Genomic DNA, 24,941 nt, shown 5'->3' on the forward strand with positions numbered 1-24,941 from the left:
TCGACTTGCTCGCGAATGCGGTAGATCAGTCGACATTGATGTTGAATGACACACCGCATTCGCGAGCAAGCCCGCTCCCACACTGGTTCTTCGGTGTTTGGAGGATTCGGGGCAGGCATCTAAAAAAACCCGGCCGAAGCCGGGTTTTTCGTTAACCAATCACTGCATCCAAGGCGGAGGCGGCTCTTCGGTTTTGCCCGGTGGCGCGTCATCTGCCGCGCGCACCGCTTGCTTGCGCTCTTCATCAAGGCGTGCTGCCTCGATCTCGCGCATGATCCCGCCAACATCGGCCAACTCTTCCGGCTCATCGAACTCGCCGGTCAAGATACTGGCCGGGTGCAAGGTGCCGGCTTCGAACAGGGCCCACATTTCCTTGGCGTACTTGGTCTTTTTCAACTCCGGCGCAAACCGCCCGAAGTAGGACGCCATGTTGCCGACATCCCGCTCTAGCATGCTGAACGCGTGGTTGTTGCCCGCCGCGTCGACCGCTTGCGGCAGATCGATGATCACCGGGCCGGTCGGGGTCAACAGTACGTTGAACTCCGACAGGTCACCGTGCACCAGACCGGTACACAACATCAGCACGATCTGCGAAATCAGGAACGCGTGATACTCGCGCGCCTGATCCGGTTCCAGCACCACGTCGTTCAGACGCGGCGCGGCATCGCCGTACTCATCGGCCACCAGTTCCATCAGCAGCACGCCTTCAAGGAAGTCGTACGGCTGAGGGACCCGAACGCCAGCACCGGCCAGACGGAACAATGCCGCCACTTCGGCATTTTGCCAGGCGTCTTCGGTTTCTTTCTTGCCAAACTTGGAGCCCTTGGCCATCGCTCGAGCCTGACGGCTGTTGCGCACCTTGCGGCCTTCCTGATACTCGGCCGCCTGACGGAAACTGCGTTTATTCGCCTCCTTGTAGACCTTCGCGCAACGTAACTCGTTGCCGCAGCGCACCACATAAACAGCTGCTTCTTTACCACTCATGAGTGGGCGCAGCACCTCGTCGACCAGACCGTCCTCGATCAGGGGTTCAATGCGTTTTGGAGTCTTCATCAGCTTTTATTGGGGGTCCTTTATTACCAAACACGCGAAAGTCATTCGTTATACGGCAATCCACTCATTCGGGGGAGGGGTTGCCGACCTATGAACGTTCCAGTGACGGTCAAGAAGCACACAATGTGCCGGTTTAATCGGTCAACAACCGCAGGTCGTCATCGGCCGTCACAGATCATAGCTGACCCTGCGTCACTTGTTGCTGAAGGGCTAAGCGGGTATTTGCGACAGAAGCTGACATCTCGATTCATCCCCTTCGTAGGATTTTTCTTAATAGGCCTCAATTTCCGCCTCGGCCAGCCGAAGTCATCAGAGACAAAGTGATTTGTCCGACAATCGTTCTGCCAATAATCCGCGAGTCATCTGCACTGCGTGGGCCTACAAGAAAAATCTGGAGCGCGGATGAACATCAAACAGAAGTTGACCTGGGCGTTTGCAATCATCGCCTGCTTGCCGGTGGTGCTGGTCGCTACCCTGGTTGTGCTGAACTTGCGCAGTGATGCCAAGGACAGTTTCGTCGACGGCAGTGGACGCGAGATTCGTCAGGTCAGCAACGCCATGCAACTGTTCTTTGACGACATCAGCCAGAACGTGGATTACCTGGCGACCCAACCGCTGATCAAGAACTCCGACGACAGCCTCAAGACCTACATGAGCGTCAACGCTGAGAGCATTCCTCAAGGCGAGATGGACAAGAAGGTCTTCGGCCTCCTTCAGGACCTGGGTAACAGTCACCCGTCCTACGCCTATGCCATCCTCGGCACCGCGGCGGGCGGTTATGTGTCCTGGCCGGACGATGCGAAGCTGAGCAACTACGACCCGCGCCAGCGCCCGTGGTACAAGGCTGCCCAGGCCAAACCGGGCAAACCGTTGCGCACTGAGGCCTATTACTGGGCCCAGGACGACGCGACGTACGTCAGTACCGTGCGCACCATCGACAACAAATTGGGCACCAATGGCGGCGTAGTCAGCATCGACGTGACGCTTAAACAGCTCACCGAAATCGTCAAACAGATCAAGCTCGGTGAAACCGGCTACCTGATGCTGCTGGAAAACACCGGCACTGTGCTGGTCGATCCAAAGCAACCGGAACACAACTTTAAAGCGCTGAGCAGCCTCGGCGAGGGCTACGCGCAACTGGCCAAGGCCGGCAAAGGGCTGGTGGAAGTCGAGCTGAACGGCGAACGCTACATGGCCAACGTCTGGCCGTCGGAGCAACTGGGCTGGACCTTTATCGGCCTGATCAAGCAGACCGACGTGATGAGTTCGGCCACCCAGCTGACCTGGCTGATCGCGATCATCGCCGCCGTGCTGGCCGTGTTCTTCGCCATCGTCGGCGCCAGTTTCGCCAGCCTCATCGTGCGGCCGATCCGCAGCGTGGCCAGCGGTCTGGAAGGCATCGCCCAAGGCGAAGGCGACCTGACCAAGAACCTGCAAATCCGTGGCAGCGACGAAACCGCGCAACTGGCCAACTGGTTCAACCAGTTTTTGGCGGCAATTCGCAACCTGATCCAGAGCATTGGCGGCGCCGCGACCAAGATCCTCGCCACCTCCAAGAGTTCGACCCAGGTCTCCAGCGACATGGCCGAAGCCGCCGGGCGTCAGCGCGAAGCGGTGGACATGGTTTCCACCGCGTTCCACGAAATGGTCGCCACCGCCAACGAAGTCGCGCGCTCTTGCAGCCAGGCGGCGGAATCGGCCGACAGCGGCCAGCGCCAGGCGCGTGAAGGTCAGCAACAGATTGATGCGGCCGTGACCAGCGTTGATCGCTTGAGCCAGGAAATCGAACAGTCGGCCCAGTCGATGCAACAGCTTGAGCGCGATAGCAACGACATTCAGTCAATCCTCGGGACCATTCGCTCGATTGCCGAACAGACCAACCTGCTGGCGCTGAACGCGGCCATTGAAGCGGCGCGGGCCGGTGAACAGGGTCGTGGGTTTGCGGTGGTGGCCGATGAAGTTCGGGCGCTAGCCAAACGCACGGCGGATTCCACGGCGGAAATCGACGGTTTGCTGGGCAACCTCGCCAAACGCACCAGTCAGGTGACTCAGCAAATGCATGCGAGCCTGGAAGTATCCCAGCAATCGGTGACGCGGATCGGTGAAGCACGCAGCAGCTTCGGGCTGATTCGGGAATCGGTAGACGTGATCCGCGACATGAACACCCAGATCGCTACCGCGGCAGAAGAACAGCATCAGGTGGCTGAAGACATCAATCGGCACATCAGCCAGATTCATGGTGACGCGCAGTTGGTGGCGGAACTGGCGAACTCGGCGCGGCTGGATTCGCAGAGTCTGGCGGGGTTGTCGAACGAGTTGGATGGGTTGGTGCGCCGCTTCAGAACCTAAAGATCAAGAGAGAAGATCAAAAGATCGCAGCCTTCGGCAGCTCCTACAGGGGATCGGCGTACATCCTGTAGGAGCTGCCGCAGGCTGCGATCTTTTAGCGTCGTCACTGCTTGAATAGCTCGCCGGGGGTAAACCCGAACAGGCTTTTGAACGCCGCAATAAACGCCGAAGTCGAGTCATACCCGCAAGACAGCGCGGCATTCGTCACGCTGTCCCCCTCCTCCAGCAAACTCAACGACGACAGCAACCGCATCCGCTGGCGCCACCCTCGAAAGCTCAACCCGGTTTCCCGCTGAAAGAGCCGCATCAAGGTCTTCTCCGACATCCCCAATCGCTCGGCCCACTCCTGCAACGTCACATTGCGCTCAGGGCTTTCGATCAGCTCGTTGCACAACCCCAGCAACCGTTCATGGCGCGGCAACGGCAGCGAGAAGCCGACCTCGGGTAGATGCGCCAACTGATCCAGCAGCACACTCACCAGCCGTGACTCCTGGTTGTCGCCCTGCGGATATTCAACCGGCAGTAAACAAAAACTCTTGATCAGCTCCCGGGCCAACGGCGTCACTTCCAGCACCCGGCAACGCCCGTCCGCCCATTCACAATCCTCGCGGCGCACATAGAGGCTGCGCATTTCGGCGCGCATCGAAGTCACCACCTGGTGTTCGAGATCTGCCGGAATCCAGATGCCCCACTGCGGCGGCGCAAAGAAACTGCCTTCGGCGGTGTGCACGCCGAGAACGCCGCTGATCGCGTAGGAAAACTGCACCCAATCGTGCCGATGCGGCGGCGTCCATGAACCGGCGTTGAGACTTTCCGCGCGGGCATACAGCGGACGCGGCAGCGCTGTCAGCGTCGGAATCGTCCGTTCGAGGGAAAGTTGTCCGTTAGTCGGCATTGATTGGCCTTATGTCGCAAGACGGCTGATGGAGCCGACGTTAGGCTAAGTCACCAATTCTTACAAATGTATTCGGTGCCTGTTATGCATGCCTTCAAACACCTCAAACGCGTGGTCACCGACTGGTTCTTGTGCGGCATGTTGATCGCCACGCTGCTGGCGTATTTCTTCCCGACCTTCGGGGCCACCGGCGGTGGAATGCACGCTGAATACGTGATCAATATCGGCGTGTTCCTGGTGTTCTTCCTGCATGGGGTCAACCTGTCCAGCGAGCAGATCACTCACGGTCTGAAAAACTGGAAGCTGCACGTGATGGTTCAGGGTTTCACCTTCGCGGTGTTTCCGCTGATCTGGCTGCTGAGCGACAAGCTGTTGGGTTCGCACATTCCGTCTCTGCTGATGCTGGGTTTCCTGTACCTCTGTGCCCTGCCCTCGACCATTTCCTCGTCCGTGGCCCTGACCGGCAGCGCGGGCGGCAACGTACCGGCGGCGATTCTCAATGCGAGCCTGTCCAGCGTGCTGGGGATTTTCCTGACGCCGTTGCTGGTGAGTTTCGTGGTCGGCAGCGGTGCTGGCGGTATCGATCTGGGCTCAACCCTGCTCGACCTCTGCGCCATGTTGCTGTTGCCACTGGTACTCGGCCAATGGGTTCGGCCGTTCCTCGGCAAGTTCTTCGCCCGCCACAAGCGCTACACCAACATCGTCGACAAGCTGGTGATTCTGTTGCTGGTCTACGCGGCGTTCTGCAATTCGATGGTGTCGGGGATGTGGCAAAAACAGGGCAACAGCGTAATCCTCACAGCACTGATCGGCAGTGCGATCCTGCTGGCGATCATCCTGTGGATGACCACCCGCACCGCTCGCGCATTGAAATTCAGCCCGGCCGATGAAATCGCTGCGGTATTTTGCGCCAGCAAGAAATCCCTGGCCGCCGGTGCGCCGATGGCAGCGCTGATCTTCGGCGCCAACCCAGGGCTTGGGCTGATCCTTCTGCCGATCATGATCTACCACCCGTTGCAGCTGATCGTCTGCTCGGTCATGGCCGAGAGTTACGCCAACCGCAACCGGCATCTGGCCCAACAGCAAAGCGCCGCAGTCCTCAGCGCTCAATAATCACTGTCACCCCCTGGCCTCCGGCGGCGCAGATCGAGATCAACCCTCGGCCCTGCCCCGCCGCATCCAGCAACTTCGCCAGGCTCGCGACGATGCGTGCGCCAGTCGCGGCAAACGGATGCCCCGCCGCCAGTGAACTGCCTTTGACGTTGAGGCGGCTGCGGTCGATGGAGCCCAGTGGCGCATCGAGACCGAGGCGGGTTTTGCAATATTCCGCATCCTCCCAAGCCTTCAGCGTGCAGAGCACCTGCGCGGCGAAGGCTTCGTGGATTTCGTAGTAATCGAAGTCCTGCAAGGTCAGGCCGTTGCGCGCCAGCAAACGCGGCACTGCATACACCGGCGCCATCAACAATCCTTCCGCACCGTTGACGAAATCCACCGCCGCCACCTCGCCATCGCGCAAATAGGCAAGGACCGGCAAGCCGCGCTCCTTGGCCCATTCTTCACTGCCCAGCAGCACCAGCGACGCGCCATCGGTGAGCGGCGTCGAGTTGCCCGCCGTCAGGGTGCCCTTGGCGCTTTTCTCGAACACCGGTTTGAGTGACGCGAGTTTTTCCAGGGTCAGTTCCGGGCGCAGGTTGTCGTCGCGGGTCAGACCGAGGAACGGCGTCATCAAGTCGTTGTGCCAGCCTTCGGTGTAGGACGCGGCCATTTTCTGGTGACTTTCCAAGGCCAGTTGGTCCTGTTCGTCGCGCGGAATATTCCAGGCCTGGGCCATCAATTCGCAGTGCTCACCCATCGACAGGCCAGTGCGTGGTTCGTTGATGCGTGGCAGATCCGGGATCAGGTGACGGGGGCGCAGTTGCAGGAAGGATTTCAGTTTGTCGGCGGTGGTTTTGGCGCGGTTGGCTTGCAGGAGGATTTTGCGCAGGCCTTCGTTGACCCCAATCGGCGCGTCGGAGGTGGTGTCGACGCCGCCGGCGATTGCGCATTCGATCTGGCCCAGCGCGATTTTATTCGCCACCAGCAACGTCGCTTCCAGACCGGTGCCGCACGCCTGCTGAATGTCGTAGGCCGGGGTGGTTGGCGACAGCCGCGAGCCGAGCACACACTCGCGGATCAGGCTCATATCCCGGGAGTGCTTGAGCACCGCCCCCGCCGCCACTTCGCCCAGGCGCAAACCGTGCAGGTTGTAGCGTTCGATCAGGCCTTCGAGCGCGGCGGTGAGCATCGCCTGGTTACTGGCGGTGGTGTACGGCCCGTTGGAACGGGCGAAGGGGATACGGTTACCACCAATAATCGCAACGCGGCGCAGTTGAGTCATGAAAAGCTCCTGATGAAATATCCAAATTGAGAGCACCGCCCCCTGTAGGAGCTGCCGAAGGCTGCGATCTTTTGACTCTGTTTTTTGGGATCAAGATCAAAAGATCGCAGCCTTCGGCAGCTCCTACAATGATCAAGCGTAGGCCTTATCTCGTGGATCGAACGACTGATCGCCATTTTTGGTCCACACTTTGAACCCCAGCTGCTGGAGCGCGTTCCATGTCTGACCGTTATATCGACTTCGCCAATTCGTCCATCGGCCATCGTGTGGTCGGGGCCCTGGGTCTGCCGTCGCCGGTTCGGCTGGAGCGCTGGCAAGCAGGCCGGCTGCGGCCTGTCGAGGGGGCGCTGTTGTTGGGCGGTGGCCCGTTGACGGAAAAAATCGGCACCTTCGCCAACCGTCTGACCGACGCGATTTACAGCTACGGCACCGACCCTGCCCTGGCCACCGCGTGGATTCCCGGCCACGGCCCCAAACTCAAAGCCGTGGTATTCGACGCCAGCGACCTGGTGCAAACCGATCAACTCAAACAGCTGCGCGAGTTCTTCCAGCCGTTGATTAAAAACCTCGACCACAGCGCGCACCTGGTGATTCTGGGGCGCGCGCCGGAGACCTTGAGCGATCCGTTCGCCGCCAGCGCCCAGCGAGCGTTGGAAGGTTTCAGCCGTTCGTTGGCCAAGGAGCTGCGCAGCGGCGGCACCTTGCAGCTGATCTATGTCGGCGAAGGTGCGGAGGATCAACTGGAAGGCCCGCTGAGGTTTTTCCTCTCGCCCAAAAGTGCGTTCGTTTCCGGGCAAGTGATTCGCTTGAATGCCTGCGATACGCAGGTCACGGACTGGACTCGTCCATTGTCCGGCCGCAAGGCGCTGGTCACGGGTGCTGCACGCGGCATCGGCGCCTCCATCGCCGAAACCCTGGCCCGTGACGGGGCCGAAGTGATCCTGCTCGACGTAGCACCGGCCAAGACTGATCTCGAAGCCCTCGCCGCACGCCTCGGCGGGCGCAGCATCACCCTGGATATTTGCGCCGAAGATGCCGCCGCGCAGTTGATCGAGCAACTGCCCGACGGCATCGACATCGTGGTGCACAACGCCGGCATCACCCGGGATAAAACCCTGGCCAACATGACCCCGGAATTCTGGGACGCGGTGCTGGCGGTCAACCTCAATGCGCCGCAAGTGCTGACCAAGGCACTGCTCGACAGCGGCACCCTGCACGACAACGGCCGAGTGATCCTGCTGGCGTCCATCAGCGGCATCGCCGGCAATCGCGGGCAAACCAATTACGCAGCGAGCAAGGCCGGGCTGATCGGTCTGGCCGAGGCCTGGGCGCCGTTGTTGAATGAGCGCGGTATCAGCATCAATGCGGTAGCACCGGGCTTCATCGAAACCCAGATGACCGCGCACCTGCCGTTCGGCGTGCGTGAGGCCGGGCGGCGCATGAGTTCGCTGGGCCAGGGCGGCCTGCCGCAAGACGTCGCCGAAGCGGTGGCGTGGCTGGCACAACCGGGCACCGGCGCGTTCACCGGCCAAGCGTTGCGAGTGTGCGGACAAAGTGTTTTGGGGGCTTAGGCATGATCATCGATTGGCACATACTCAACCGCGAACCAAGCCTGTCGGGACTGTACGTGCGGGCTGCGACGCGGCGCAAAATCACCGGCACCACCCTGCCCGATTCGGGGTTGCGCTGTTGGATCAATGTCGATACGGAGCGCTTGGCGGCCTATCGCAAGGTCTGCGGTTTTGCCGACAACGGCCTGCTGCCGCCGACCTATCCACACATCCTCGCGTTCGCCTTGCAGATGCAATTGCTGACGGCCAAGGAGTTTCCATTTCCGCTGCTGGGATTGATTCACCTGAGCAACCGCATTCGCATCTTTCGCCCAATGGGCGGCGTGAATCGTGTGCGGGTCAGCGTTCAGGTGCAAAACCTTCAGCCCCATGAAAAGGGCGCGACGTTCGACCTGGTGACCACGCTCGACGATCAGTTGGGGACGTTGTGGGAAGCTGAAAGCCAGATGCTGTGCCGCGGGGTCAAACTCGCAGGCGAGCCCGTCGAGGACGTGTTGGCATCGACGCTGGAAATGTCGGAAGTGGCCCGCTGGAAAGCGCCGTCGGACATTGGGCGGCAGTACGCCAAAGTGTCCGGCGACTACAACCCGATTCACCTGAGTGCCGTCAGCGCCAAACTCTTCGGTTTCCCGACGGCCATCGCCCATGGGTTGTGGAACAAGGCGCGTACGCTGGCGGCGTTAAGTGAGCATTTGCCGGCGGCGAATGTCGAGATTGCGGTGCAATTCCGCAAACCGGTGCGGTTGCCCAGCGAGGTGACATTGCTGGCCAGTGCGGCGGGATCCAGTGGGGATTTAAGGTTGGTGGGTGCAGGGGATTTGGAGCATATGGTGGGCCATTGGCGACCGGTTGCCTGACCCTATCGTTCCCGAGCTCTGCGTTCGGCTCTCTGGGACGCAGAGCGTCCCTGGCTGCATTCCCACGCAGCGTGGGAACGATCAATCAGCTAGCGCCGTCTTCACGGACTCACTAAACCCATGCAAGGCTGCGGAAACAAATTATTCAACGTCTCCAACAACCGCACGTGATAAATCGGCTTGCGAAACAGGTCGAGCACCTGCAACCGCAACATGTCACTGACATCCTCCATGTCCGCATGCCCCGACGTCACAATCACCGGCAAATGCTGGCGGGACGTATGTTCACGCAACCGCTTGATCAACGACATGCCACTCTCCTCCGGCATCCGCAAATCAGTAATCACCAACGCAATATCAGGATGGCGCGTCAGATGATTCAGCGCGAGCTTGACCGAGGTGGCGGTAAAGCAATTGAAGCCCTCGCCCTCCAGCAACTCCGCCAACTCCAGCAACGCATCCTCCTCATCATCGACCAGAAGAAGCTGTTGGCGTGGAAGTGAGGGAGCGTTCATGGGCAACACCTGCAATGGACTAAGCGCTGACGTTAGAAGCCCTTTGGAACATTAGCAAGTTGCCTCTGCTCTCGTCATGAAAGTGCAGTCTTGATACTTCCAAAAAGAGTAGTAACCGCAGTTTCAATGCCCGAACTCAGTCCAGCAATCACCAGCGCAACCATCGCGGCAACGACCGCGTACTCAATACCTGAAGCACCCTCGGTATCTTTGGCCAGGCCTTTGTAAAAAGCGATTTCGGATTTGATCTTCTGAGCAATCTTGGTAAAGGACATGGCAGTTCTCCTGAAAGACGACGGGTGTTGCTCGGTCGCAACATGATTCCCCTTTGCCAGCATCAGCATTGTCCGCATTCCCCGTACCCACAACTGTAAGAACGAATTATCACTAAAGTATTAGTCGCTTCGTTGACGTCAAAAATGCCACGTTTTCGCCCTGGCGACTTACTTTCGTGAGTTATTTTCAGGCCCGTAATGGCTTTTTGCTCTAGCTGAGCTACCTTCAAATAGCGAAATAGTTCCATGTTCATAGCTGCCTGATTGCGAAGTTGTCTCGTTGGATGCGACGAGGTCTCAAGCAGCAGGAAAGGGAGAGCCGTCATGAACAGTCGTATCACTCTGGGCCTGGCCGGTTTGTTTCTGGTGGGCGCCATTATTGCCGGTTACTGGGGCCTCACGCTGAGCCGCCAACCCGTTCCCGAGCCTGTCGTGCAACCCGGGATCGTCTCGCCTGCGCCCATTGCCCAGACGCCTGTCCCCGTGGACGACCCCACCCGCCAACCGGTGGTGGTGTTGCTGCATGATGTGCCACCGTTCATGCCGATCAGCGCCACCGACGTGACCCTGGAAAAACTCCGTACCGTCCCGGCCGGCAGCCTGAGCCGCCTCGATCAAGCAATTGGCCGAACACCCTGGCGCGCCCTCAGTGCCGGCACCTGGCTCAATGATGAAAGCTTTGAAGCCGGCGGCAGACTGGCGCGGATGATTCGTCCCGATGAGCGCGCCCTCGCCGTCGCGGTGGACGAAGTGATCAATGCCGGTGGGCAACTGACACCGGGGGACTATGTCGATGTGCTGCTGTTTCTGCGCATGGACAACAACAACCTGCAGCCGTCGGCTCAATTGGTGGTACCGGCCTTGCGGGTGCTCGCGGTGGGCGAACAGATGGGGTTGACCAACGACGGTCAACCCGCAAGCCCGGCCCGCAGCTTCGAAGAAAAACTCAGGCAGGAACAATTGCGCGCCAGCGCCCGCAGCGTCTTGCTTGCCGTCCCCGAACAACTATTGAGTCGCCTGATGTTGGCGACCCAGGCCGGCGTGTTGCGCCTGGCCGTACGCAGCGCCGATGAAAAACGTCTGGCTCGTTACTGGGCCGGCGAAAGCGATTCATCGGCCAACCTTGCCAGTGCCAACCGCGAGTTGATCCAGTTCAGCCAACTGGCCATGACGCCCCCTCCCAAACCTGTCGTCACCCACGGCGGCACAGCACCGCGCAAGTTGAGCGTGGAAGTCATCCGCGGCAACGAAATTACCCAACAAACCCCCTGAATAGAGCAAGGACGCATCTGAATGCGCAGTCGTACCATGCCGCTGTTTCAAGGCCTGCTCTGGGTCTCTTTACTGAGCGGTGTGCCGCTTGGCGTAACGTTCGCAGCCGCCGGCAATTGCGCCGCGCTGGGTTCGTTGCCTGCGGTGCTGGAAGTCAGTGAAGGGCTGCAACAGGAGGTGCAATCACCGGTGGCGATCACTCGGGTGGCGGTGGGCGACCCGAAAATCGCCGACGTGCGAGTCAACGCTAATCAAGCATTTTTGCTAACCGGGATGGCCCCCGGCGCGACCAGCCTGATGGTCTGGACCGCCTGCGCCAGTGCTCCGCGCCAGAGCATGGTGTTCGTTCAGGGCAAGGCCACCGCAGCGATGACCACCGCTACACGGTTACCCTCTGATGACCCACTGCTACCGTCGCAAGTACAGACCGACATTCGTTTTGTCGAAGTCAGCCGGACCAAACTGAAAGAGGCCGGCACGTCGATTTTCGGCAAGGGCTCGAACAACTTCCTCTTCGGCGCACCCGGTACGGTGCCCAACACGGCCGTGACGCCGGGCGTGGTGCCGCTGCACAACATTGATCCCCGGATCGCGGTGCCCAGCATCCCGTTGCTCAATGACAGTTTCAACATTGTCTGGGGCGGTGGCAGCAGCAAAGTCCTCGGCATCGTCAACGCCCTGGAAGGCAGCGGCTTCGCCTACACCCTGGCACGGCCAAGCCTGGTAGCCCTCAGCGGGCAGAGCGCGAGCTTCCTGGCCGGGGGTGAAATTCCAATCCCGGTGCCCAGCGCCAACAGCAACAGCTACTCCATCGAATACAAGGAATTCGGCATCCGCCTGACGCTCACACCGACCGTGGTCAGCCACGACCGCATCACCCTCAAAGTGGCGCCGGAGGTCAGCGAGCTCGACTTCAACAATGGCGTGACCATCGGGGGCACCACCGTCCCGGCGTTCACCATTCGCCGCACCGACACCAGCATCTCGCTGGCCGATGGCGAGAGTTTCGTCATCAGCGGTTTGATCAGTACGCATAACATTTCGCAAGTCAGCAAGTTTCCAGGCCTGGGCGATATCCCGATTCTCGGTGCGTTTTTTCGCAACTCATCGGTCAACCGTGAAGAGCGTGAGCTGCTGATGATCGTCACGCCGCACCTGGTCCAACCGTTGGCTGCCAACGCACAACTGCCGTCGTTGCCGGGTGAAAAGCTGCGCAACTATGACCCCAACTGGTATCGCCTGTACTTCCTCGAAAACGGCAACTTCGATAAACGAAGCGGATTATCGCAATGAGCCAGAGCCAGAACCTGAGCCAGACCTTCCTCGCGATCACGCGCAACAGCACCGACCTTGAGTGGCTGCAAGGCGCCCTCGCCCCGTTGGGCCAAGTGGTCAGCGCCGGCGGTGGCAGCCTCGACGAATTGTTGGCGCTGGTGGACGTGACCTTCGCCAGCCTGGTGTTCGTCGGCCTGGACCGCGAACACGTGGTGGCCCAAAGCGCACTGATCGAAGGTGCCCTGGAAGCCAAACCGATGCTGGCGATCGTCGCGCTGGGCGATGGCATGGACAACCAACTCGTGCTCAATGCCATGCGCGCCGGAGCACGGGATTTCGTGGCCTATGGTTCGCGTTCCAGTGAAGTCTCGGGATTGGTGCGACGGCTGAGCAAACGCCTGCCGCCCGTGGCCCCGAACACTCAACTGGGTAGCCTGACGGTGCTCTACGGTGTGCAGATCAACGCCGACGGCGCGCTGCTCGCCACGCACATGGCGCAAGTGGTGCACAAGAGCGGACAGCAAACGCTGTTGCTGGATCTGGGCCTGCCGCGCGGTGACAGCCTGGCCTTGCTCGGGCTGGAGAGTTCGTTCCACTTCGGCGATGCACTCCGGCACTTGCGGCGCCTCGACGCGACGCTGATCGACAGCGCGTTCACCACCTGCGCCGCCGGGTTGCGGATCCTCGCCTACGCCAGCCACGATGAGCCGCTGGAACACACCAGCACCGCCGAGTTGTACATGCTGCTCAGCGCCCTGCGCCAACACTTCCAGCACATCGTGGTGAACCTGACAGGCCAGCCGGACAGCGAAGCGCTACGCACCTTCGTCACCCATTGCGACAAGTTGCTGTGGTACACCGATCAGAACGTTCTCGATTGCCGTCGCAACCTGGCGGTACTCAACCTGTGGCGTGAAAAAGGCATGAAGCTCGATCACGCCAGACTGCTGGTGGACCGCTACCTGCGCAACGTCGCACCGGACGCCGACACCCTGAGCAAAAGCTTCGGCATGGAGATCATCGCGACCCTCGTCTACAGCCCGGAAGTGCGGCTTAACGCCAAGAACCAAGGTATGACTCTGTTTGAACTGGCACCGCGCGAAGGCCTGACTCAAAGCCTGCGCGCCCTCGGCGATCGGTTGGCCAAGCGCTCCGAGGGCCTGGCCAAGCCCAAGTCTGGCTGGTTCAACCGGTTGAGGGGTGCGCAATGAGCGGTGAAAAACTCTTCGGCGCCCCTGTACGCACAACCAGCGGCAACACCGATAACGAAGGTCTGAAACTGGTGCTGCACCGCTACATCATCGACGCCATCGAGGAATCCGGCAAAAACCTGCTGGAGGGTTCGCGGCAGGTACTCTCGCAGTTCGTCATCGACAAGGTTGCCGAGTACGTCGCCCGGCTGCACCTGGCGATTTCCCGCTATGAAATGGAGCGTCTGGCCGAAGAAATCGTCGACGAACTCACCGGTTTCGGCCCCTTGGAAGTGCTGCTGCGGGACCCGGCGGTGACGGAGATTCTGGTCAACGGCCCGCATCGGGTGTTCATTGAACGCGACGGCGTACTGCATCAAAGTGACCTGCGTTTCATCGATGCACATCACGTCGAACGGGTTATGCAACGGATCCTCGCGCCCCTCGGTCGACGGCTCGATGAGTCGTCGCCGATGGTCGACGCACGACTGCCCGACGGTAGCCGGGTCAACGCGATCATTCCACCGATTGCGCTCGATGGCCCCTGCCTGTCGATACGTAAATTTCGCAAGGACATGCTCAAAAGCTCGGACCTGATGGCGATGCAAACCATCGATCAGGCGATCTTCGACTTCATTCAGGAGGCCGTGGGCAAGCGCTGCAACATCCTGATCAGCGGCGGCACCGGCACCGGCAAGACCACACTGCTGAACATTCTCAGCCAGCTGATCAACCCTCACGAGCGAATCGTCACCATCGAAGACGTCGCCGAACTGCAACTGGGCCACCCTCACGTGGTGCGCCTGGAAACCCGACCGCCGAATGCCGAAGGCCACGGCGAAGTGAAGGCCAGTGACCTGATTCGCAACGCCTTGCGGATGCGCCCGGACAGAATCATCCTCGGCGAGATTCGTGGCGTCGAAGTGGTGGACGTACTCACCGCAATGAACACCGGCCACGACGGTTCCATGAGTACCGTGCACGCCAACAACGCCCAGGATGCGCTGTTGCGCCTGGAGACATTGGTGGGCCTGACGGGCCGCACCATCGCCGAACGTACCTTACGGCAAATGATCTGCGCCGCACTGGATGTAGTGATCCAGCTGACGCGCATGCCCGACGGCCGCCGCTGCGTCAGTGAAGTGGTGGAGGTGATCGGCTTGCGTGATGACGTGTATGTCACCAACACGTTGTTCCGGCTCGACCGGCGCAGCGGTTTCGGATTCATGCGCGAGGCGGTCAACCCCGCCGGCGACAAACTGCGCCGTGAGTTGGCGCTCTCTCCCTCTGCGTACTGAAGGCCACGGCATGCTCAAACCCGTGCTGCTCATCCTCGTTTGCCTGGCCTTGCTCGGACTGTCGATCCGCCTGTTTTATCGCGGTTTGCGCCAGACCGGCACCGAGCGGGTATTGGGACGCCTGACCCAGGGGCAACCGCAGCCGGTACTGACGAAAACCTCCTGGGTGGGTCTGGATCGAGCCTTTCTGCGGGCTGGCCTTGGGCGTCCCTCCAAGCATCTGGGGGTGTGGCTGCTGCTCTGGGCCTTTGGCATCGTGCTCGGATTGGCTACCGGTGGCTGGGTCGGCTTGCTGGTTCTGTTACTGCTGCCGCCGCTGATTCTGCGTCTGTATGTCAATTGGCGTTATCAGCGCCGACTCCAGCGCATGATCGAACAACTGCCACAAATGCTCGATCACACCGTGCGCAGTCTGAAGTCCGGGCGCACCCTGGCCGATGCGGTGCTGGGCGCCATCGATGCCGCTGAAGACCCGCTGAAAAATGCCATGGGCCGGGTTCAGCGCAACGTGCAGCTGGGGGTCAGCCTGCCGGATGCCGCGGCTGACCTCGCCGAGCTGTACGAGAAAGACGAACTTCGCCTGTTCGCGCTCGGTTTGAAGGTCAATCACCGCTATGGCGGCAATGCCAGCGAATTACTGGAAAACCTGATCAAGATGATCCGCGAGCGCGAGCAGGCTGCGCGCCAGCTCAGGGCCATGACCGGCGAAACCCGGGTGACCGCGTGGGTCCTGGGCTGTCTGCCGATTAGCCTGGCCGGCTATTTCCTCGCGACCAACCCTCATTACTTGCTCGCCATGTGGCACGACCCTTCGGGGCAAATCATGCTCGCGTCCGCGTTCGGCTTGCAGGTGGTCGGCAGCCTGGCGCTCTGGCACATGTTGCGCAGCGTATGAAAGTGCCATTGCTGATCTGCGCATTGCTGTTTCTGGGGGCAACCTTGTTGCTGCTCAGCGGTTTGCTGGAACAGCATCGGCGGGTTCGCCAGGTGGCGCAACGACTCGACGGCAAACTGGCGAGCGACAACCGGGTAAATCAGTGGCTACAGCTGCTGGGCAGCAGCCGGATCGGTCAGCGCTCGGTCAACCTGGATAACGAAACCCAGACATTGCTTAACCGTCTCGGCTGGCGCAGCGCCCGGCGACGCTCACTGTTCGCGGCGTTCCAGGTAGGCGCCCCGGTGCTGGCGCTGGCCCTGACCTTGCTGATCCAGGGCGTGTTCTTCCCTCACACAGACAACCACTGGATGGCCCCGCTGTTCGCCACCGGCATCGGCTATCTGTTGCCCAAACGGTTGCTGGCCGCTGCCGCGCAGCGTCGGCAGAAACACCTGGCGACCGAGATTTCCACCTTCATTCCGCTGCTGCGCATCCTGTTCGAATCGGGCATGGCGGTGGAGCAGTCGCTGCGAGTGTTGAGCAATGAAGGCAAACAATTATTGCCGGCCCTGACCCATGAATTGCGTCTGGTATTGGCCCGGGTCGATTCTGGCCTGGAACTGGGCGAAGAACTGAACAAAGCCACCCGATTGCTGGCCGTCGACGAGTTCACCGATACCTGCGTCATCCTTGAGCAGTTGATCCATCAGGGGGGCGGTGCGATGAAATCCCTGCTGACCCTCAAGCAATTGCTCGATGACCGGCGCCTGACGCACTTGCAGGAATACATCTCCAAACTGTCCGCCAAAATGTCCGTCGTGATGATGCTGTTTCTCTTCCCGGCGTTATTGATCGTACTGGCCGGCCCGGGCTTCACCGCCCTGTCCCATGCCTTTGGTTCTTAGAGGGATCGTGATGAAAGCAATAATTGCCGGTTTGACGCTGCTGTTGTTAGGCGGTTGCGCGAGCAACGGCGCGACGCCCTGGAGCGCCCTGACCAACACGGCCAGTTGCGGCAAGCTGACCTCCGAGGAACAGCTGTCGCTGAACCTCGCCGATGACATGGCCAATGACGGCAAACTGCACGCCAGCCTCGCCAACCTGCAAAGCCTGCCCGACAACCTGGCCGACGTGCGCCTGCGCAAGGCCAAGGTCTATCGACTGCTGGGCCGCAGCGAAGCCGAGCCGTTGTACCGCAGCCTGCTCGGCAGTTGCCTGGCCGCCGAAGCCGAACACGGCCTGGGCCAACTCGCCGCCGCCAAGGGCGACAACGGCCTGGCACAAGCCCACTTGCAACGGGCCGCACGGCTAGCACCGACCGACGAGAAAATCCGCAACGACCTGGGCGTGGTGTACCTCAATCAATTACGCGTCGAGGATGCGCGCTTTGAATTCCTGACGGCCATGGAACTCAAGCAAAGCGATCAACTGGCAGCGTTGAATCTGGTAACGCTGCTGATCTTCCAGGACGACTGGAGCCGCGCGGCCGAACTCGTCAGCAGTCTTGGCCTGAGCCCCGCCCAAGTCACCGAAGCCCAGGCCCGCGCGCAAAGACTCAAGACACCGAGCAAGTCCGGCCCGACCACCGTAAACCAGGTCGCCGTCGCCACACCGACGCTTCAATAAGGAGAGGCTTTTGATGAAACCAACCATCCTCTGCTGCATCGGCCTGCTGGCCCTGCCCCTCACCACTCACGCCATCGACCCCGGCCCCGCTTCGGCCCAACAACAGGAAACCGAAGGCTGGCTGCAACTGCAACGCAGCAACAAAGCGGCTTCCCAGAAACCGCAAACCTCAACCGCGACCGAGCGCGAGCTGAGCATGCAGCGTTGGTTGAAAAGCTATCAGCATGAGATCCCGGAGTACTTTGATCAGTATGAAAGCGGGCAGGTGGACGGTGGGAAGGGGGGGTAGTCTCGATCCGGGAATTGGACGCTTGGGGCTAGCGTTTTTTGGCTGACTTTTTTCGGGCCGGCATTCCGGGTAATGCCAGTCAGTTAAGCAATTCCAGTCGCGACACTCTTTGTAGCAGCTGCCGAGCCCGCGAGGCTGCGTTCGGCTGCGTAGCAGTCGTGAGTCCGGCTGACGCGGTATGCCTGACGCACCAAATGACTGATTTTACGACTGCTACGCAGCCGAACGCAGCCTCGCGGGCTCGGCAGCTGCTACAGATCGTGTTACGGCTTAACTGAGTGGCATTAGGCATTCCGGGCGCTTGTAAAAAAAGTGAGTCGCCGGAAGGGCAAAATCCTAAGCGGCCGTTACCGCAGGAATGGATAGGCACACCAACAAAAACCTAATGCGCAGTCACCCCCTGACGCAATCCAGAATGACCGGGTAACAAAGCCAGCGCCAACTGCGTCCGATTATGCATATGCGTCAACCGCAAAACCTGCGACACATAAAGCTTCACCGTGTTCTCGGTAATCCCCAACTCACAGGCAATCTGATAATTCGTCTGCCCCTTCCCCACCAACCGCGCCACCTCCCACTGCCTTGGCGACAGCTGACTGAAAATCGCCGGAATCTCAACCCGATCCACAGCGATGACATCCTCATCAGAACGCGGCCCGCGCCGAACCTTATCGAGATCCTGATACAGATCATCGATCGACTCGGCAAGATACTGCAGCTTCTGATCCAGATGCCCCAGCTGCACACTCTTCTGCCGTTCCTGCAAAACCACTGCCTGACGCGCAATCCCTTCGAGCAACTCATCCAGATTAATCGGCTTCTGGTAGTAATCGGCAAACCCGGCCCGCAAGGCCTTGATCACATCCTGCTTGTCCGCACGCCCAGTGAGCATGATTGCTTCAAACACACGGTGCTTGCCGGATAACCGTTGCAGCTCCTGAACCAGTTGAATCCCGTCCAGACCGGGCATGTGCAAATCGCAAAGCACCAGGCCAATCGCTTCGTCTTCATTGAAACGCTCGACTGCCTGTTTGCCAGTCTCGCAAGGAACGCAACGGTAACCGCGGCCTTCAAGAAACTCACAAAGCTGCGCGGCAATAAACGGTTGGTCGTCGACCACAAGGATTTTTACAGCCGAAGAAAGCTTGTTCACGCGCGACTCCCTGCGAGGTCAAAGTTGACCGTTCCTCTAGGGGGCGTTCTCAATTAGTTTCCCCGCCGCGTTGTCGCCTTAAAGCGGGCCAGGCAAGGCGCAGGCCGCCGGGAATGGTTGTTCCCTTTCCAAGGCCTGCAACGCAGCTTGGCCCGCTTTAAGGCACAACAGCAGGCCCGGCGCGGTGGGGAAACTAATTGAGAACGCCCCCTAGTGACAGCCACAGGCTGTACAACTACTGAATTGAAAGTAGACGTACTTTCCGACTCTGTATAGAACGGGCGACTAGTGAAACCAGGCGAGTGTGAGCAACAGGCCCACCAATACGAAGGGTGCAAAGGGCTGTTTCTTTGACATTCCAGGCCCCAGATATCGAAGATGACTTCTAAGCCCTTGCCCCATATGAAGCCAGACTCTTGGCGCCAGTAGCAGCCACAGCACACTGGCCAATCCGGCACCGATGAACACGCCGAGCAGGTGCATGCCGTCCGTCGCCAGACCCAGGCCAGTCATCAGTTTCACATCGCCTGCGCCCAAGCGTCTCAGCGCATAACCGGGCAAGGTAAAGGCCAGCGCCAGCAAAAAAGCCCAGCCGCCCTGCACCGCCTCGGCCCCCAGCCAGGTAGTGCCCGTCCACAAGAGATACGTTAGCGCCAACAGCGCTGCGCCAAGGGTCAGGCCATTGGCGATGTGCCGTTCTCGAGCATCCTGTGCTGCGCATAGCGTCAGCCAGATCAGTAGTACAAAGCTCTGCATCCGGTAAAAAACGTCCGTTTTGGCTGAATGATTCTATGCTGATATCACGTGGTGAATATCAGGGTAGACGCAGTCATGAAAATAGGCCTCCCCCGTAAGCAAAAAGGCGCTGTAGCGATTGAATTCGCGTTGGTGTTTCTCATCTTTTTCGCCGTGTTTTATGGAATTGTCACTTACAGCTTGCCGCTGTTGCTGATGCAATCGTTCACCCAGTCGACTGCCGAAGCGGTGCGCCGCAGCGTGGCGCTGGATCCGAGCACCCCCGGATACGACACCGCGGTAAAAACCGTTGCCACGACAGAACTGAGCCGACAGCTGGCCTGGATTCCTGCCGCACTGAATTTCAATGTCGCCACCGACGCCAGCGCCACCTACGTGGGCGGGGTGTTGACGGTCACCATCAACTACCCCACCAGCAAACTGCAGCAAGTCATCCCGTTTCTGAACGTACCGGGAATTGGCCAAGTGCCCAATCTGCCGGCAAGCCTCACCGTCCGTTCGAGCCTGCAATTTTGAGTTCCGCAGACAAACTCTTCGGGCGCCTGCTCAACCGCCATCCGCCTGAGCCAGTGGATACGCCAGACACCCTGAGTGTGCAAAGTGTCGGTTTGCAGATGCATCTGGATGCCGAAGGTCGAGTGATTCATCTGACCGGTCCGTTGCGGCATGTGCTGGCCCAGCAGACACCCGCTGCGCAAGCACCGTACCTGCTCGATTTCCTCATGCCCCACAGCTGCCTCGCCGTTGAAGGCTCGCCCGTCGACTGGCAGGGACAGTCTCTGGACCTGGACTTTTACAGCCTCAACGGACAACCCCTGCACCTGCGTGGCTGGGTCCAGCCGTTGGCCGATGCCTGGCTGCTGCAGTTGCTGGACATCGGCGACTTGTTGCTCGATCGCCGGCAATCACGCAGCCGCGAGCAATGCCAATTACTCGCAGCGCAGATCGGCGAACAGTTGCGCCGATGCAACCTGACGCGCCTGCCCGAGGTGTTGATGGAACAGCTGCAAGGCCTGGCCCAGCGTTTCCACATGCCATGCATTGCGGTGGCGTTGCTCGATGAACAGGAAGAAGGCTGGCAGATACACCAGCATTACGCGGCCTTCGATGCGCCCCAGCTGTGGCAAAACGCTCAGCGCCTGGGCACGGGGCTCGACAGTCTGAGCGGCTCTGCGCCGCAATGCCTGACGCCCGCTGAACATCCCCGTTTGCAAGGCATCTTCGGTAATGCCGAAGGGTTCGCAGTGCCCTATCACGATGCTCAGGGTGTGGTCGCCTGGTTGCTGTGCGGCATTTATCCGGTGCAGCAACATGCACCCGACCTGAATGATCGCGACTGGTTACAACTGACCGCCGCGCTGGCAGGCCCGTTGCTTGAGCGCTTGCGCGAGCACCGGCACCATCTGCAACTGGAACGGCTGGAGTCGCTGCAAGCCTTGCTCGGCACCGGATGGTGGGAGGTGTTCAGCGACAGTCGCGAGGTGCAGTTGGCGCCGTCGTTGGCCAGTAACCTGAACCTTGCGATCGATCGTTTGCCGCTGCACGACTGGCTGGATCGGGTGCACCCCGCCGACCGTGAAGAGTTGAGCAGTCGTCTGCAAGCCTTGCAAGACGACGGCATCCCGCTGCTGCTGTGCGTGCGTTTGGCACAAACGCCGAACTGGTATCGCCTGCAGGGCCAGGTCCTGGGCATCGGTAAAAACCGGCGGTTGGTGGGCTTCATGCTCGACATCAGCGACATCAAAAACCAGGAGCAAAACGCCGCGGCGGCCCATGCCCGACTGGACAACCTGATCGCCAGCTCACCGGCGGTGATCTACGTGCAGCGCTATGACGAAGGTGCGCTGCAGCCGACGTTTTTCAGTGACAGCCTACTGCCGCTGCTTGGCTGGACACTGGCTGATTGCGCGGCGGGAGCCTTGGTTGAAAGGGTCCACCCAGAGGACCGCGATCGGTACTTCGAACGTACCCGACATTTGCTGCGTGAAGGTTCGGTGCGCGCCCGCTATCGGCTGCGCGACAGTCGCGGCGAATACCATTGGCTACTCGATGAAGCCAAGCTACTGCGCGACGACCTTGGCTTGCCGGTGGAGGCCGTCGGCCTGTGGCTGGACGTCACCGAAGCAACCCTGGCCGCCGAACAGGTGAAGCAAAGTGAAGAACGTTACCGGATCCTGGTGGAAGACTCTCCGGCGATGATCTGCCGCTACCGCCCGGACCTGACCCTGACCTTCGGCAACCGCCCGCTGGCGACTTACCTGGAGTGCCAGCCCGAGCAACTGCCCGGGGTGAATCTGGGCAGCTGGATGTCGCAGGAACAGCGCGAAGCGTTTCTCCAGCGGCTCAGCCGACTCAGCCCGGAATTCCCGATCAGCACCGCAGAAATCAACCTGCAACTGCCGGGACGGGAACATGCCTGGTGGGTGTGGTCGGATCGCGGGGTGTTCGATGAGCACGGCCATTTGTTGGAGATTCAGGCCGTGGGGCGCGACAACACCGAGGTCCGCCGCGCCCAGCAGCAGCTCACCCAAAGTGCAAAAATGGCCACCCTCGGTGAAATGGCCACAGGGCTGGCCCATGAAATCAATCAGCCGTTGAATGTGATGCGCATGGCCATCGTCAACGTGCTCAAGCGTCTGAGCAACGGCGATGCGCAGATCGACTACCTGACCGACAAGCTCAACCGCATCGATGCACAGGTCCAGCGCGCCGCGCGGGTGGTGGATCACATGCGGGTGTTTGGCCGTCGCTCGGAGATCGAGCAACATCCGTTTAATCCGGCGCAAGCCATCGAAGGCACGCTGTCGCTGCTGGCCGAAGGGATGCGCGGCAAAGGGGTCGATCTGCGGGTCAGCGAGACCGGGTTTGACGTGCAAGTGCGCGGTTACGTCGATCAGCTCGAACAGGTGTTGATCAATCTGATGGTCAACGCTCGGGATGCGTTGCTCGGCAAACGCGAGGCCGACCGCGAGTTCAAACCGTGGATCTCGGTGTACGCCGAACGTGATGTGGATTCGGTGCGGCTGTGGGTCGAGGACAACGGCGGCGGTATCGATCCGCGGTTGCTGGAGCGGATTTTCGAGCCGTTCTTCACCACCAAACCCGTGGGTGTCGGCACCGGGCTCGGGTTGTCGGTGAGTTACGGCATCGTCGAGAACATGGGCGGAAAACTGAGCGTTAGAAACTCGGTCGAGGGCGCACGGTTTTGTATCGAACTGCCGATTGCCGCCGACGATCAGATTGCCAGCGTCGCTCGTCCTGAGTGACAACTGAGGTTGGCGCCGACATCGACCTTGTTCAGATCGATCCCCAGGCTGAGCAGCAGTGTGTTGATCAAGGTGTCGAGTAACGGGCTGAGCACGCTGTTGATCGCGTTGACCAGCAATGTGGTGACAGTGCTGAGGATTGCCCCCAGACCACCGACCAGACTGCCCGTCGGGCCGTACATGTCGACTTTGATGTTAGTCGCCGTGTCGGTAAGGCTGCTGACGATATTACTGGTGGAATAGGAATAGTAGAACGGTGGCTGGTTGATCTCCGGCAGGCTGGTGGCCGGCGGTGCGGAATAGACGTGCAGCATGTTGGCGCTCTGTGCCACGGTGGTGTCGGCCATGATATCGATACCGCCGCCGACGCCTGGAATTCGCGGGTCGCAACTGACGGGTAAGATCAGGAACCGGCGGCAGGTTTTCACCCCGATATCGATCACCTTCAACGGCTGTACCACCACGGTGGGCGGCGCGGTGTTGCTGCCGAAAGCCGTGTTCGGATCGATCTTGCCGATTTTCAGCTTCACCAGTGAAGTGTTGGTATTGGTGGTCAGTGATTTGTTGGTGGCGCTGACGCAGCTGTAGGCGGTGACGTAACTGTCGGCGCTCGCAACGTCCAGTGCGACATCGAGCCTTACGGTAGTGGAAAGCGGCACGATCGAGGGTGTTTCACAGGCCGCCCCCAGCGCGCAGGTCAGTGAATCAATGACACCGACCAGATTGAGATGCAGCAAGGCGTTCAAGGTATTGGTCAACGGTCCGGCAAGATCAGCCGCCGCCTCGAGCAAGGGTTGAATCGCACTCAGAATGGGCAAGTCGATCGACAGCAATGTACGCACCTGAGCGGTTTTCACATAGATCCGGTTGGGCCCCAAAGGGGCGAGCGCGGCGTTTTTCGGATTGCCGATGGCTGACAGCTGCGGAGGCTCCAGCACCTGCACCCGGGCGGTGATTTGCGCCAGGCCCGCCAGATTGATCGGCAACGTCGCCACCAGGCCGTTTTTCTTGTTGGCCAGTTGCACGACCGCCTCGATCAGGTCGAACACTTTCAGGTTGGTCGCCAGCGCCGTCACGGTGCTGCCAGCCTCGACGTGCAGCACGTTGCCGAGTACGACGGTGGTTGCACCTGCCGCGACCTTCAGCGCTTGAAGACTCGCAATGGTTGCGGTCGCGCCGAGTGTGCCGCCGGGGTCCAGCACATTGACGGCGGTCTGGATCAGCTGGCTGACGGCAATCGTATTGCCCAATACCTGGTTATACCCGGCAGCGCTGAGGTTAAGGTCGACCTTCAATCGATCAAGGTAGCCGAGCAGGCTGATGTTGGTGTTCACCAGTCCGTTCCAGCCCGCCGCGTTGATGTTCAGGTTGCCCCCGAGCAAACCACCGAACAGTGCGTTGAGCGTGGCCGATTTGCTGGTGTCGACGCTCAGCGTCGTGCTGCGCAGGGTCAGCGAAGCCTGCGGTGGCGGTAATGCGGCGACAGCGCTGGCCGTCAGGTTGATGGTCGCTGCGCGTGGAGCGCCACCGAACAGGGCGCCGACACCGCCGGCGAGGCTCTGCTGGACCGAATGGCTGGCGATCACCCGAATGGCTTCGCTCTTGCTCGGGTCGGCGCCAAATACTCGAAGGTTATTGGCATCCAGGGTCAAGGCGCCGCAAGCGACCAGCAGATTGTGATTGGGGTCAGGAAGGGTGAAGCCATTACGGTTTGCGCTGGCGGTGGCATAGACGGTAGCGGTGTTGCCAGCGGCGCAATCCCCCCCTCGGGTGGAAGCTTCAAGTGCGGCCATGTCCGCTACGCGCTGCAGGTCACGTTTTTTCAGGTACAAACGACCGCTGTCGACCACGACCAGCAAGAACATCAGGGCCATGCCCAATGTCAGCGCCGCCATCAAACCGATCGCCCCCCGTTGCCGGGACGGGCTGCGAAACTGCAAACGGGGAGACATCGCACACTCCTTTGCCAGTGCACAGCCGAGGGCTACCTCCTTGGGTGAACAGCAGTGTAGTTGGGCTTTCCCGGGCTGCTCGCAGATCACAAGCA

At 60.3% G+C, this 24,941-nt stretch carries 22 protein-coding genes and 1 pseudogene; 15 read left to right on the plus strand and 8 right to left on the minus strand.

Annotated features, from left to right (window positions below; all coding sequences use genetic code 11):
- Positions 1–159: 159 nt before the first annotated feature.
- Positions 160–1,053, minus strand: a complete 894-nt coding sequence (locus tag CUN63_RS08910) for a PA4780 family RIO1-like protein kinase (protein ID WP_129438758.1) — start codon at positions 1,051–1,053, stop codon at positions 160–162.
- Between the two features lie 558 nt (positions 1,054–1,611).
- Here CUN63_RS08910 and CUN63_RS32685 point away from each other — a divergent pair.
- Together CUN63_RS32685 and CUN63_RS32690 are read left to right on the plus strand one after the other, a co-directional pair.
- Positions 1,612–2,544 (plus strand): annotated as a pseudogene (locus CUN63_RS32685) (cache domain-containing protein); the annotation flags it as partial.
- Positions 2,545–2,673: 129 nt separating this feature from the next.
- Positions 2,674–3,402 carry a methyl-accepting chemotaxis protein gene (locus tag CUN63_RS32690; protein ID WP_371917828.1) on the plus strand — a complete coding sequence of 243 codons (729 nt, stop codon included), beginning with the start codon at positions 2,674–2,676 and terminating at the stop codon, positions 3,400–3,402.
- Positions 3,403–3,505: 103 nt separating this feature from the next.
- Here the strand turns inward: CUN63_RS32690 and CUN63_RS08920 are convergent, their stop codons facing one another.
- Positions 3,506–4,297 (minus strand): helix-turn-helix transcriptional regulator, encoded by a 792-nt coding sequence (locus tag CUN63_RS08920; protein ID WP_129438762.1) that lies wholly within the window; start codon positions 4,295–4,297, stop codon positions 3,506–3,508.
- An 84-nt stretch (positions 4,298–4,381) separates the two neighbouring features.
- Here CUN63_RS08920 and CUN63_RS08925 point away from each other — a divergent pair, with 84 nt between their 5' ends.
- Entirely contained in the window at positions 4,382–5,410 is a 1,029-nt protein-coding gene (locus CUN63_RS08925) for a bile acid:sodium symporter family protein (protein WP_129438764.1), read from the plus strand.
- Here the strand turns inward: CUN63_RS08925 and CUN63_RS08930 are convergent.
- A complete protein-coding gene (locus CUN63_RS08930; RefSeq protein ID WP_129438766.1) occupies positions 5,397–6,674 on the minus strand; it encodes an acetyl-CoA C-acetyltransferase in 1,278 nt (425 codons plus the stop codon). The two genes, CUN63_RS08925 and CUN63_RS08930, sit on opposite strands and share 14 nt — an antisense overlap.
- Positions 6,675–6,892: 218 nt before the next feature.
- Here CUN63_RS08930 and CUN63_RS08940 point away from each other — a divergent pair, with 218 nt between their 5' ends.
- Positions 6,893–8,245 (plus strand): 3-oxoacyl-ACP reductase, encoded by a 1,353-nt coding sequence (locus CUN63_RS08940; RefSeq protein WP_129438768.1) that lies wholly within the window; start codon positions 6,893–6,895, stop codon positions 8,243–8,245.
- Between the two features lie 2 nt (positions 8,246–8,247).
- A complete protein-coding gene (locus CUN63_RS08945; RefSeq protein WP_129438770.1) occupies positions 8,248–9,102 on the plus strand; it encodes a MaoC family dehydratase in 855 nt (284 codons plus the stop codon).
- A gap of 101 nt (positions 9,103–9,203) precedes the next feature.
- Here the strand turns inward: CUN63_RS08945 and CUN63_RS08950 are convergent, their stop codons facing one another.
- Complete coding sequence (locus CUN63_RS08950) at positions 9,204–9,617, minus strand: response regulator (protein ID WP_129438772.1); 414 nt, start codon at positions 9,615–9,617, stop codon at positions 9,204–9,206.
- A gap of 74 nt (positions 9,618–9,691) precedes the next feature.
- A complete protein-coding gene (locus CUN63_RS08955; RefSeq protein WP_129438774.1) occupies positions 9,692–9,892 on the minus strand; it encodes a Flp family type IVb pilin in 201 nt (66 codons plus the stop codon).
- Positions 9,893–10,216: 324 nt separating this feature from the next.
- Between CUN63_RS08955 and cpaB the strand changes: the two genes are divergently transcribed.
- From cpaB to CUN63_RS09000, 8 genes are read left to right on the plus strand one after another with little or no spacing between them, the layout of a single operon-like run.
- On the plus strand, positions 10,217–11,164 hold the full coding sequence (gene cpaB, locus CUN63_RS08965; RefSeq protein WP_129438778.1) for a Flp pilus assembly protein CpaB: 948 nt from the start codon (positions 10,217–10,219) through the stop codon (positions 11,162–11,164).
- A 21-nt stretch (positions 11,165–11,185) separates the two neighbouring features.
- Entirely contained in the window at positions 11,186–12,457 is a 1,272-nt protein-coding gene (locus CUN63_RS08970) for a type II and III secretion system protein family protein (protein WP_129438780.1), read from the plus strand.
- Positions 12,454–13,650 (plus strand): pilus assembly protein, encoded by a 1,197-nt coding sequence (locus CUN63_RS08975; RefSeq protein ID WP_129438782.1) that lies wholly within the window; start codon positions 12,454–12,456, stop codon positions 13,648–13,650. The genes CUN63_RS08970 and CUN63_RS08975 overlap by 4 nt, the downstream gene beginning before the upstream one ends.
- Positions 13,647–14,927 carry a CpaF family protein gene (locus CUN63_RS08980; protein WP_129438784.1) on the plus strand — a complete coding sequence of 427 codons (1,281 nt, stop codon included), beginning with the start codon at positions 13,647–13,649 and terminating at the stop codon, positions 14,925–14,927. Before CUN63_RS08975 ends, CUN63_RS08980 begins: the two co-directional genes overlap by 4 nt.
- A gap of 10 nt (positions 14,928–14,937) precedes the next feature.
- Complete coding sequence (locus tag CUN63_RS08985) at positions 14,938–15,822, plus strand: type II secretion system F family protein (protein WP_129438785.1); 885 nt, start codon at positions 14,938–14,940, stop codon at positions 15,820–15,822.
- Complete coding sequence (locus CUN63_RS08990; protein WP_129438787.1) at positions 15,819–16,709, plus strand: type II secretion system F family protein; 891 nt, start codon at positions 15,819–15,821, stop codon at positions 16,707–16,709. The genes CUN63_RS08985 and CUN63_RS08990 overlap by 4 nt, the downstream gene beginning before the upstream one ends.
- Before the next feature lie 10 nt (positions 16,710–16,719).
- A complete protein-coding gene (locus tag CUN63_RS08995; protein WP_129438789.1) occupies positions 16,720–17,430 on the plus strand; it encodes a hypothetical protein in 711 nt (236 codons plus the stop codon).
- A 13-nt stretch (positions 17,431–17,443) separates the two neighbouring features.
- Entirely contained in the window at positions 17,444–17,719 is a 276-nt protein-coding gene (locus CUN63_RS09000; RefSeq protein WP_129438791.1) for a DUF3613 domain-containing protein, read from the plus strand.
- 382 nt (positions 17,720–18,101) lie between these two features.
- Here CUN63_RS09000 and CUN63_RS09010 read toward each other — a convergent pair whose 3' ends face one another.
- Entirely contained in the window at positions 18,102–18,872 is a 771-nt protein-coding gene (locus CUN63_RS09010) for a response regulator transcription factor (RefSeq protein ID WP_129438793.1), read from the minus strand.
- A gap of 285 nt (positions 18,873–19,157) precedes the next feature.
- Positions 19,158–19,628, minus strand: coding sequence for a prepilin peptidase (locus CUN63_RS09015; protein WP_129438795.1), 471 nt, complete (start codon positions 19,626–19,628; stop codon positions 19,158–19,160).
- Between the two features lie 75 nt (positions 19,629–19,703).
- On the opposite strand from CUN63_RS09015, the gene CUN63_RS09020 reads away from it, so the two are divergent.
- Together CUN63_RS09020 and CUN63_RS09025 are read left to right on the plus strand one after the other, a co-directional pair.
- Positions 19,704–20,144, plus strand: a complete 441-nt coding sequence (locus CUN63_RS09020; protein WP_129438797.1) for a TadE/TadG family type IV pilus assembly protein — start codon at positions 19,704–19,706, stop codon at positions 20,142–20,144.
- The gene (locus tag CUN63_RS09025) at positions 20,141–22,894 is read left to right on the plus strand and encodes a PAS domain-containing sensor histidine kinase (RefSeq protein ID WP_129438799.1); all 2,754 of its coding nucleotides are present in this window, start codon (positions 20,141–20,143) and stop codon (positions 22,892–22,894) included. Before CUN63_RS09020 ends, CUN63_RS09025 begins: the two co-directional genes overlap by 4 nt.
- On the opposite strand, the gene CUN63_RS09030 is transcribed toward CUN63_RS09025, so the two are convergent.
- Entirely contained in the window at positions 22,864–24,846 is a 1,983-nt protein-coding gene (locus CUN63_RS09030) for a pilus assembly protein TadG-related protein (protein ID WP_129438801.1), read from the minus strand. The two genes, CUN63_RS09025 and CUN63_RS09030, sit on opposite strands and share 31 nt — an antisense overlap.
- Between the last annotated feature and the right edge of the window lie 95 nt (positions 24,847–24,941).

It is taken from the genome of Pseudomonas sp. ACM7, assembly GCF_004136015.1.
GTDB lineage: Bacteria > Pseudomonadota > Gammaproteobacteria > Pseudomonadales > Pseudomonadaceae > Aquipseudomonas > Aquipseudomonas frigoris.

What these genes read in the sequence shown, in the direction of transcription:
- CUN63_RS08910 (WP_129438758.1), bottom strand. Translation starts at nt 1,053, where the DNA reads ATGAAGACTCCAAAACGCATTGAACCCCTGATCGAGGACGGTCTGGTC.
- CUN63_RS32690 (WP_371917828.1), top strand. Translation starts at nt 2,674, where the DNA reads ATGGTTTCCACCGCGTTCCACGAAATGGTCGCCACCGCCAACGAAGTC.
- CUN63_RS08920 (WP_129438762.1), bottom strand. Translation starts at nt 4,297, where the DNA reads ATGCCGACTAACGGACAACTTTCCCTCGAACGGACGATTCCGACGCTG.
- CUN63_RS08925 (WP_129438764.1), top strand. Translation starts at nt 4,382, where the DNA reads ATGCATGCCTTCAAACACCTCAAACGCGTGGTCACCGACTGGTTCTTG.
- CUN63_RS08930 (WP_129438766.1), bottom strand. Translation starts at nt 6,674, where the DNA reads ATGACTCAACTGCGCCGCGTTGCGATTATTGGTGGTAACCGTATCCCC.
- CUN63_RS08940 (WP_129438768.1), top strand. Translation starts at nt 6,893, where the DNA reads ATGTCTGACCGTTATATCGACTTCGCCAATTCGTCCATCGGCCATCGT.
- CUN63_RS08945 (WP_129438770.1), top strand. Translation starts at nt 8,248, where the DNA reads ATGATCATCGATTGGCACATACTCAACCGCGAACCAAGCCTGTCGGGA.
- CUN63_RS08950 (WP_129438772.1), bottom strand. Translation starts at nt 9,617, where the DNA reads ATGAACGCTCCCTCACTTCCACGCCAACAGCTTCTTCTGGTCGATGAT.
- CUN63_RS08955 (WP_129438774.1), bottom strand. Translation starts at nt 9,892, where the DNA reads ATGTCCTTTACCAAGATTGCTCAGAAGATCAAATCCGAAATCGCTTTT.
- cpaB (WP_129438778.1), top strand. Translation starts at nt 10,217, where the DNA reads ATGAACAGTCGTATCACTCTGGGCCTGGCCGGTTTGTTTCTGGTGGGC.
- CUN63_RS08970 (WP_129438780.1), top strand. Translation starts at nt 11,186, where the DNA reads ATGCGCAGTCGTACCATGCCGCTGTTTCAAGGCCTGCTCTGGGTCTCT.
- CUN63_RS08975 (WP_129438782.1), top strand. Translation starts at nt 12,454, where the DNA reads ATGAGCCAGAGCCAGAACCTGAGCCAGACCTTCCTCGCGATCACGCGC.
- CUN63_RS08980 (WP_129438784.1), top strand. Translation starts at nt 13,647, where the DNA reads ATGAGCGGTGAAAAACTCTTCGGCGCCCCTGTACGCACAACCAGCGGC.
- CUN63_RS08985 (WP_129438785.1), top strand. Translation starts at nt 14,938, where the DNA reads ATGCTCAAACCCGTGCTGCTCATCCTCGTTTGCCTGGCCTTGCTCGGA.
- CUN63_RS08990 (WP_129438787.1), top strand. Translation starts at nt 15,819, where the DNA reads ATGAAAGTGCCATTGCTGATCTGCGCATTGCTGTTTCTGGGGGCAACC.
- CUN63_RS08995 (WP_129438789.1), top strand. Translation starts at nt 16,720, where the DNA reads ATGAAAGCAATAATTGCCGGTTTGACGCTGCTGTTGTTAGGCGGTTGC.
- CUN63_RS09000 (WP_129438791.1), top strand. Translation starts at nt 17,444, where the DNA reads ATGAAACCAACCATCCTCTGCTGCATCGGCCTGCTGGCCCTGCCCCTC.
- CUN63_RS09015 (WP_129438795.1), bottom strand. Translation starts at nt 19,628, where the DNA reads ATGCAGAGCTTTGTACTACTGATCTGGCTGACGCTATGCGCAGCACAG.
- CUN63_RS09020 (WP_129438797.1), top strand. Translation starts at nt 19,704, where the DNA reads ATGAAAATAGGCCTCCCCCGTAAGCAAAAAGGCGCTGTAGCGATTGAA.
- CUN63_RS09030 (WP_129438801.1), bottom strand. Translation starts at nt 24,846, where the DNA reads ATGTCTCCCCGTTTGCAGTTTCGCAGCCCGTCCCGGCAACGGGGGGCG.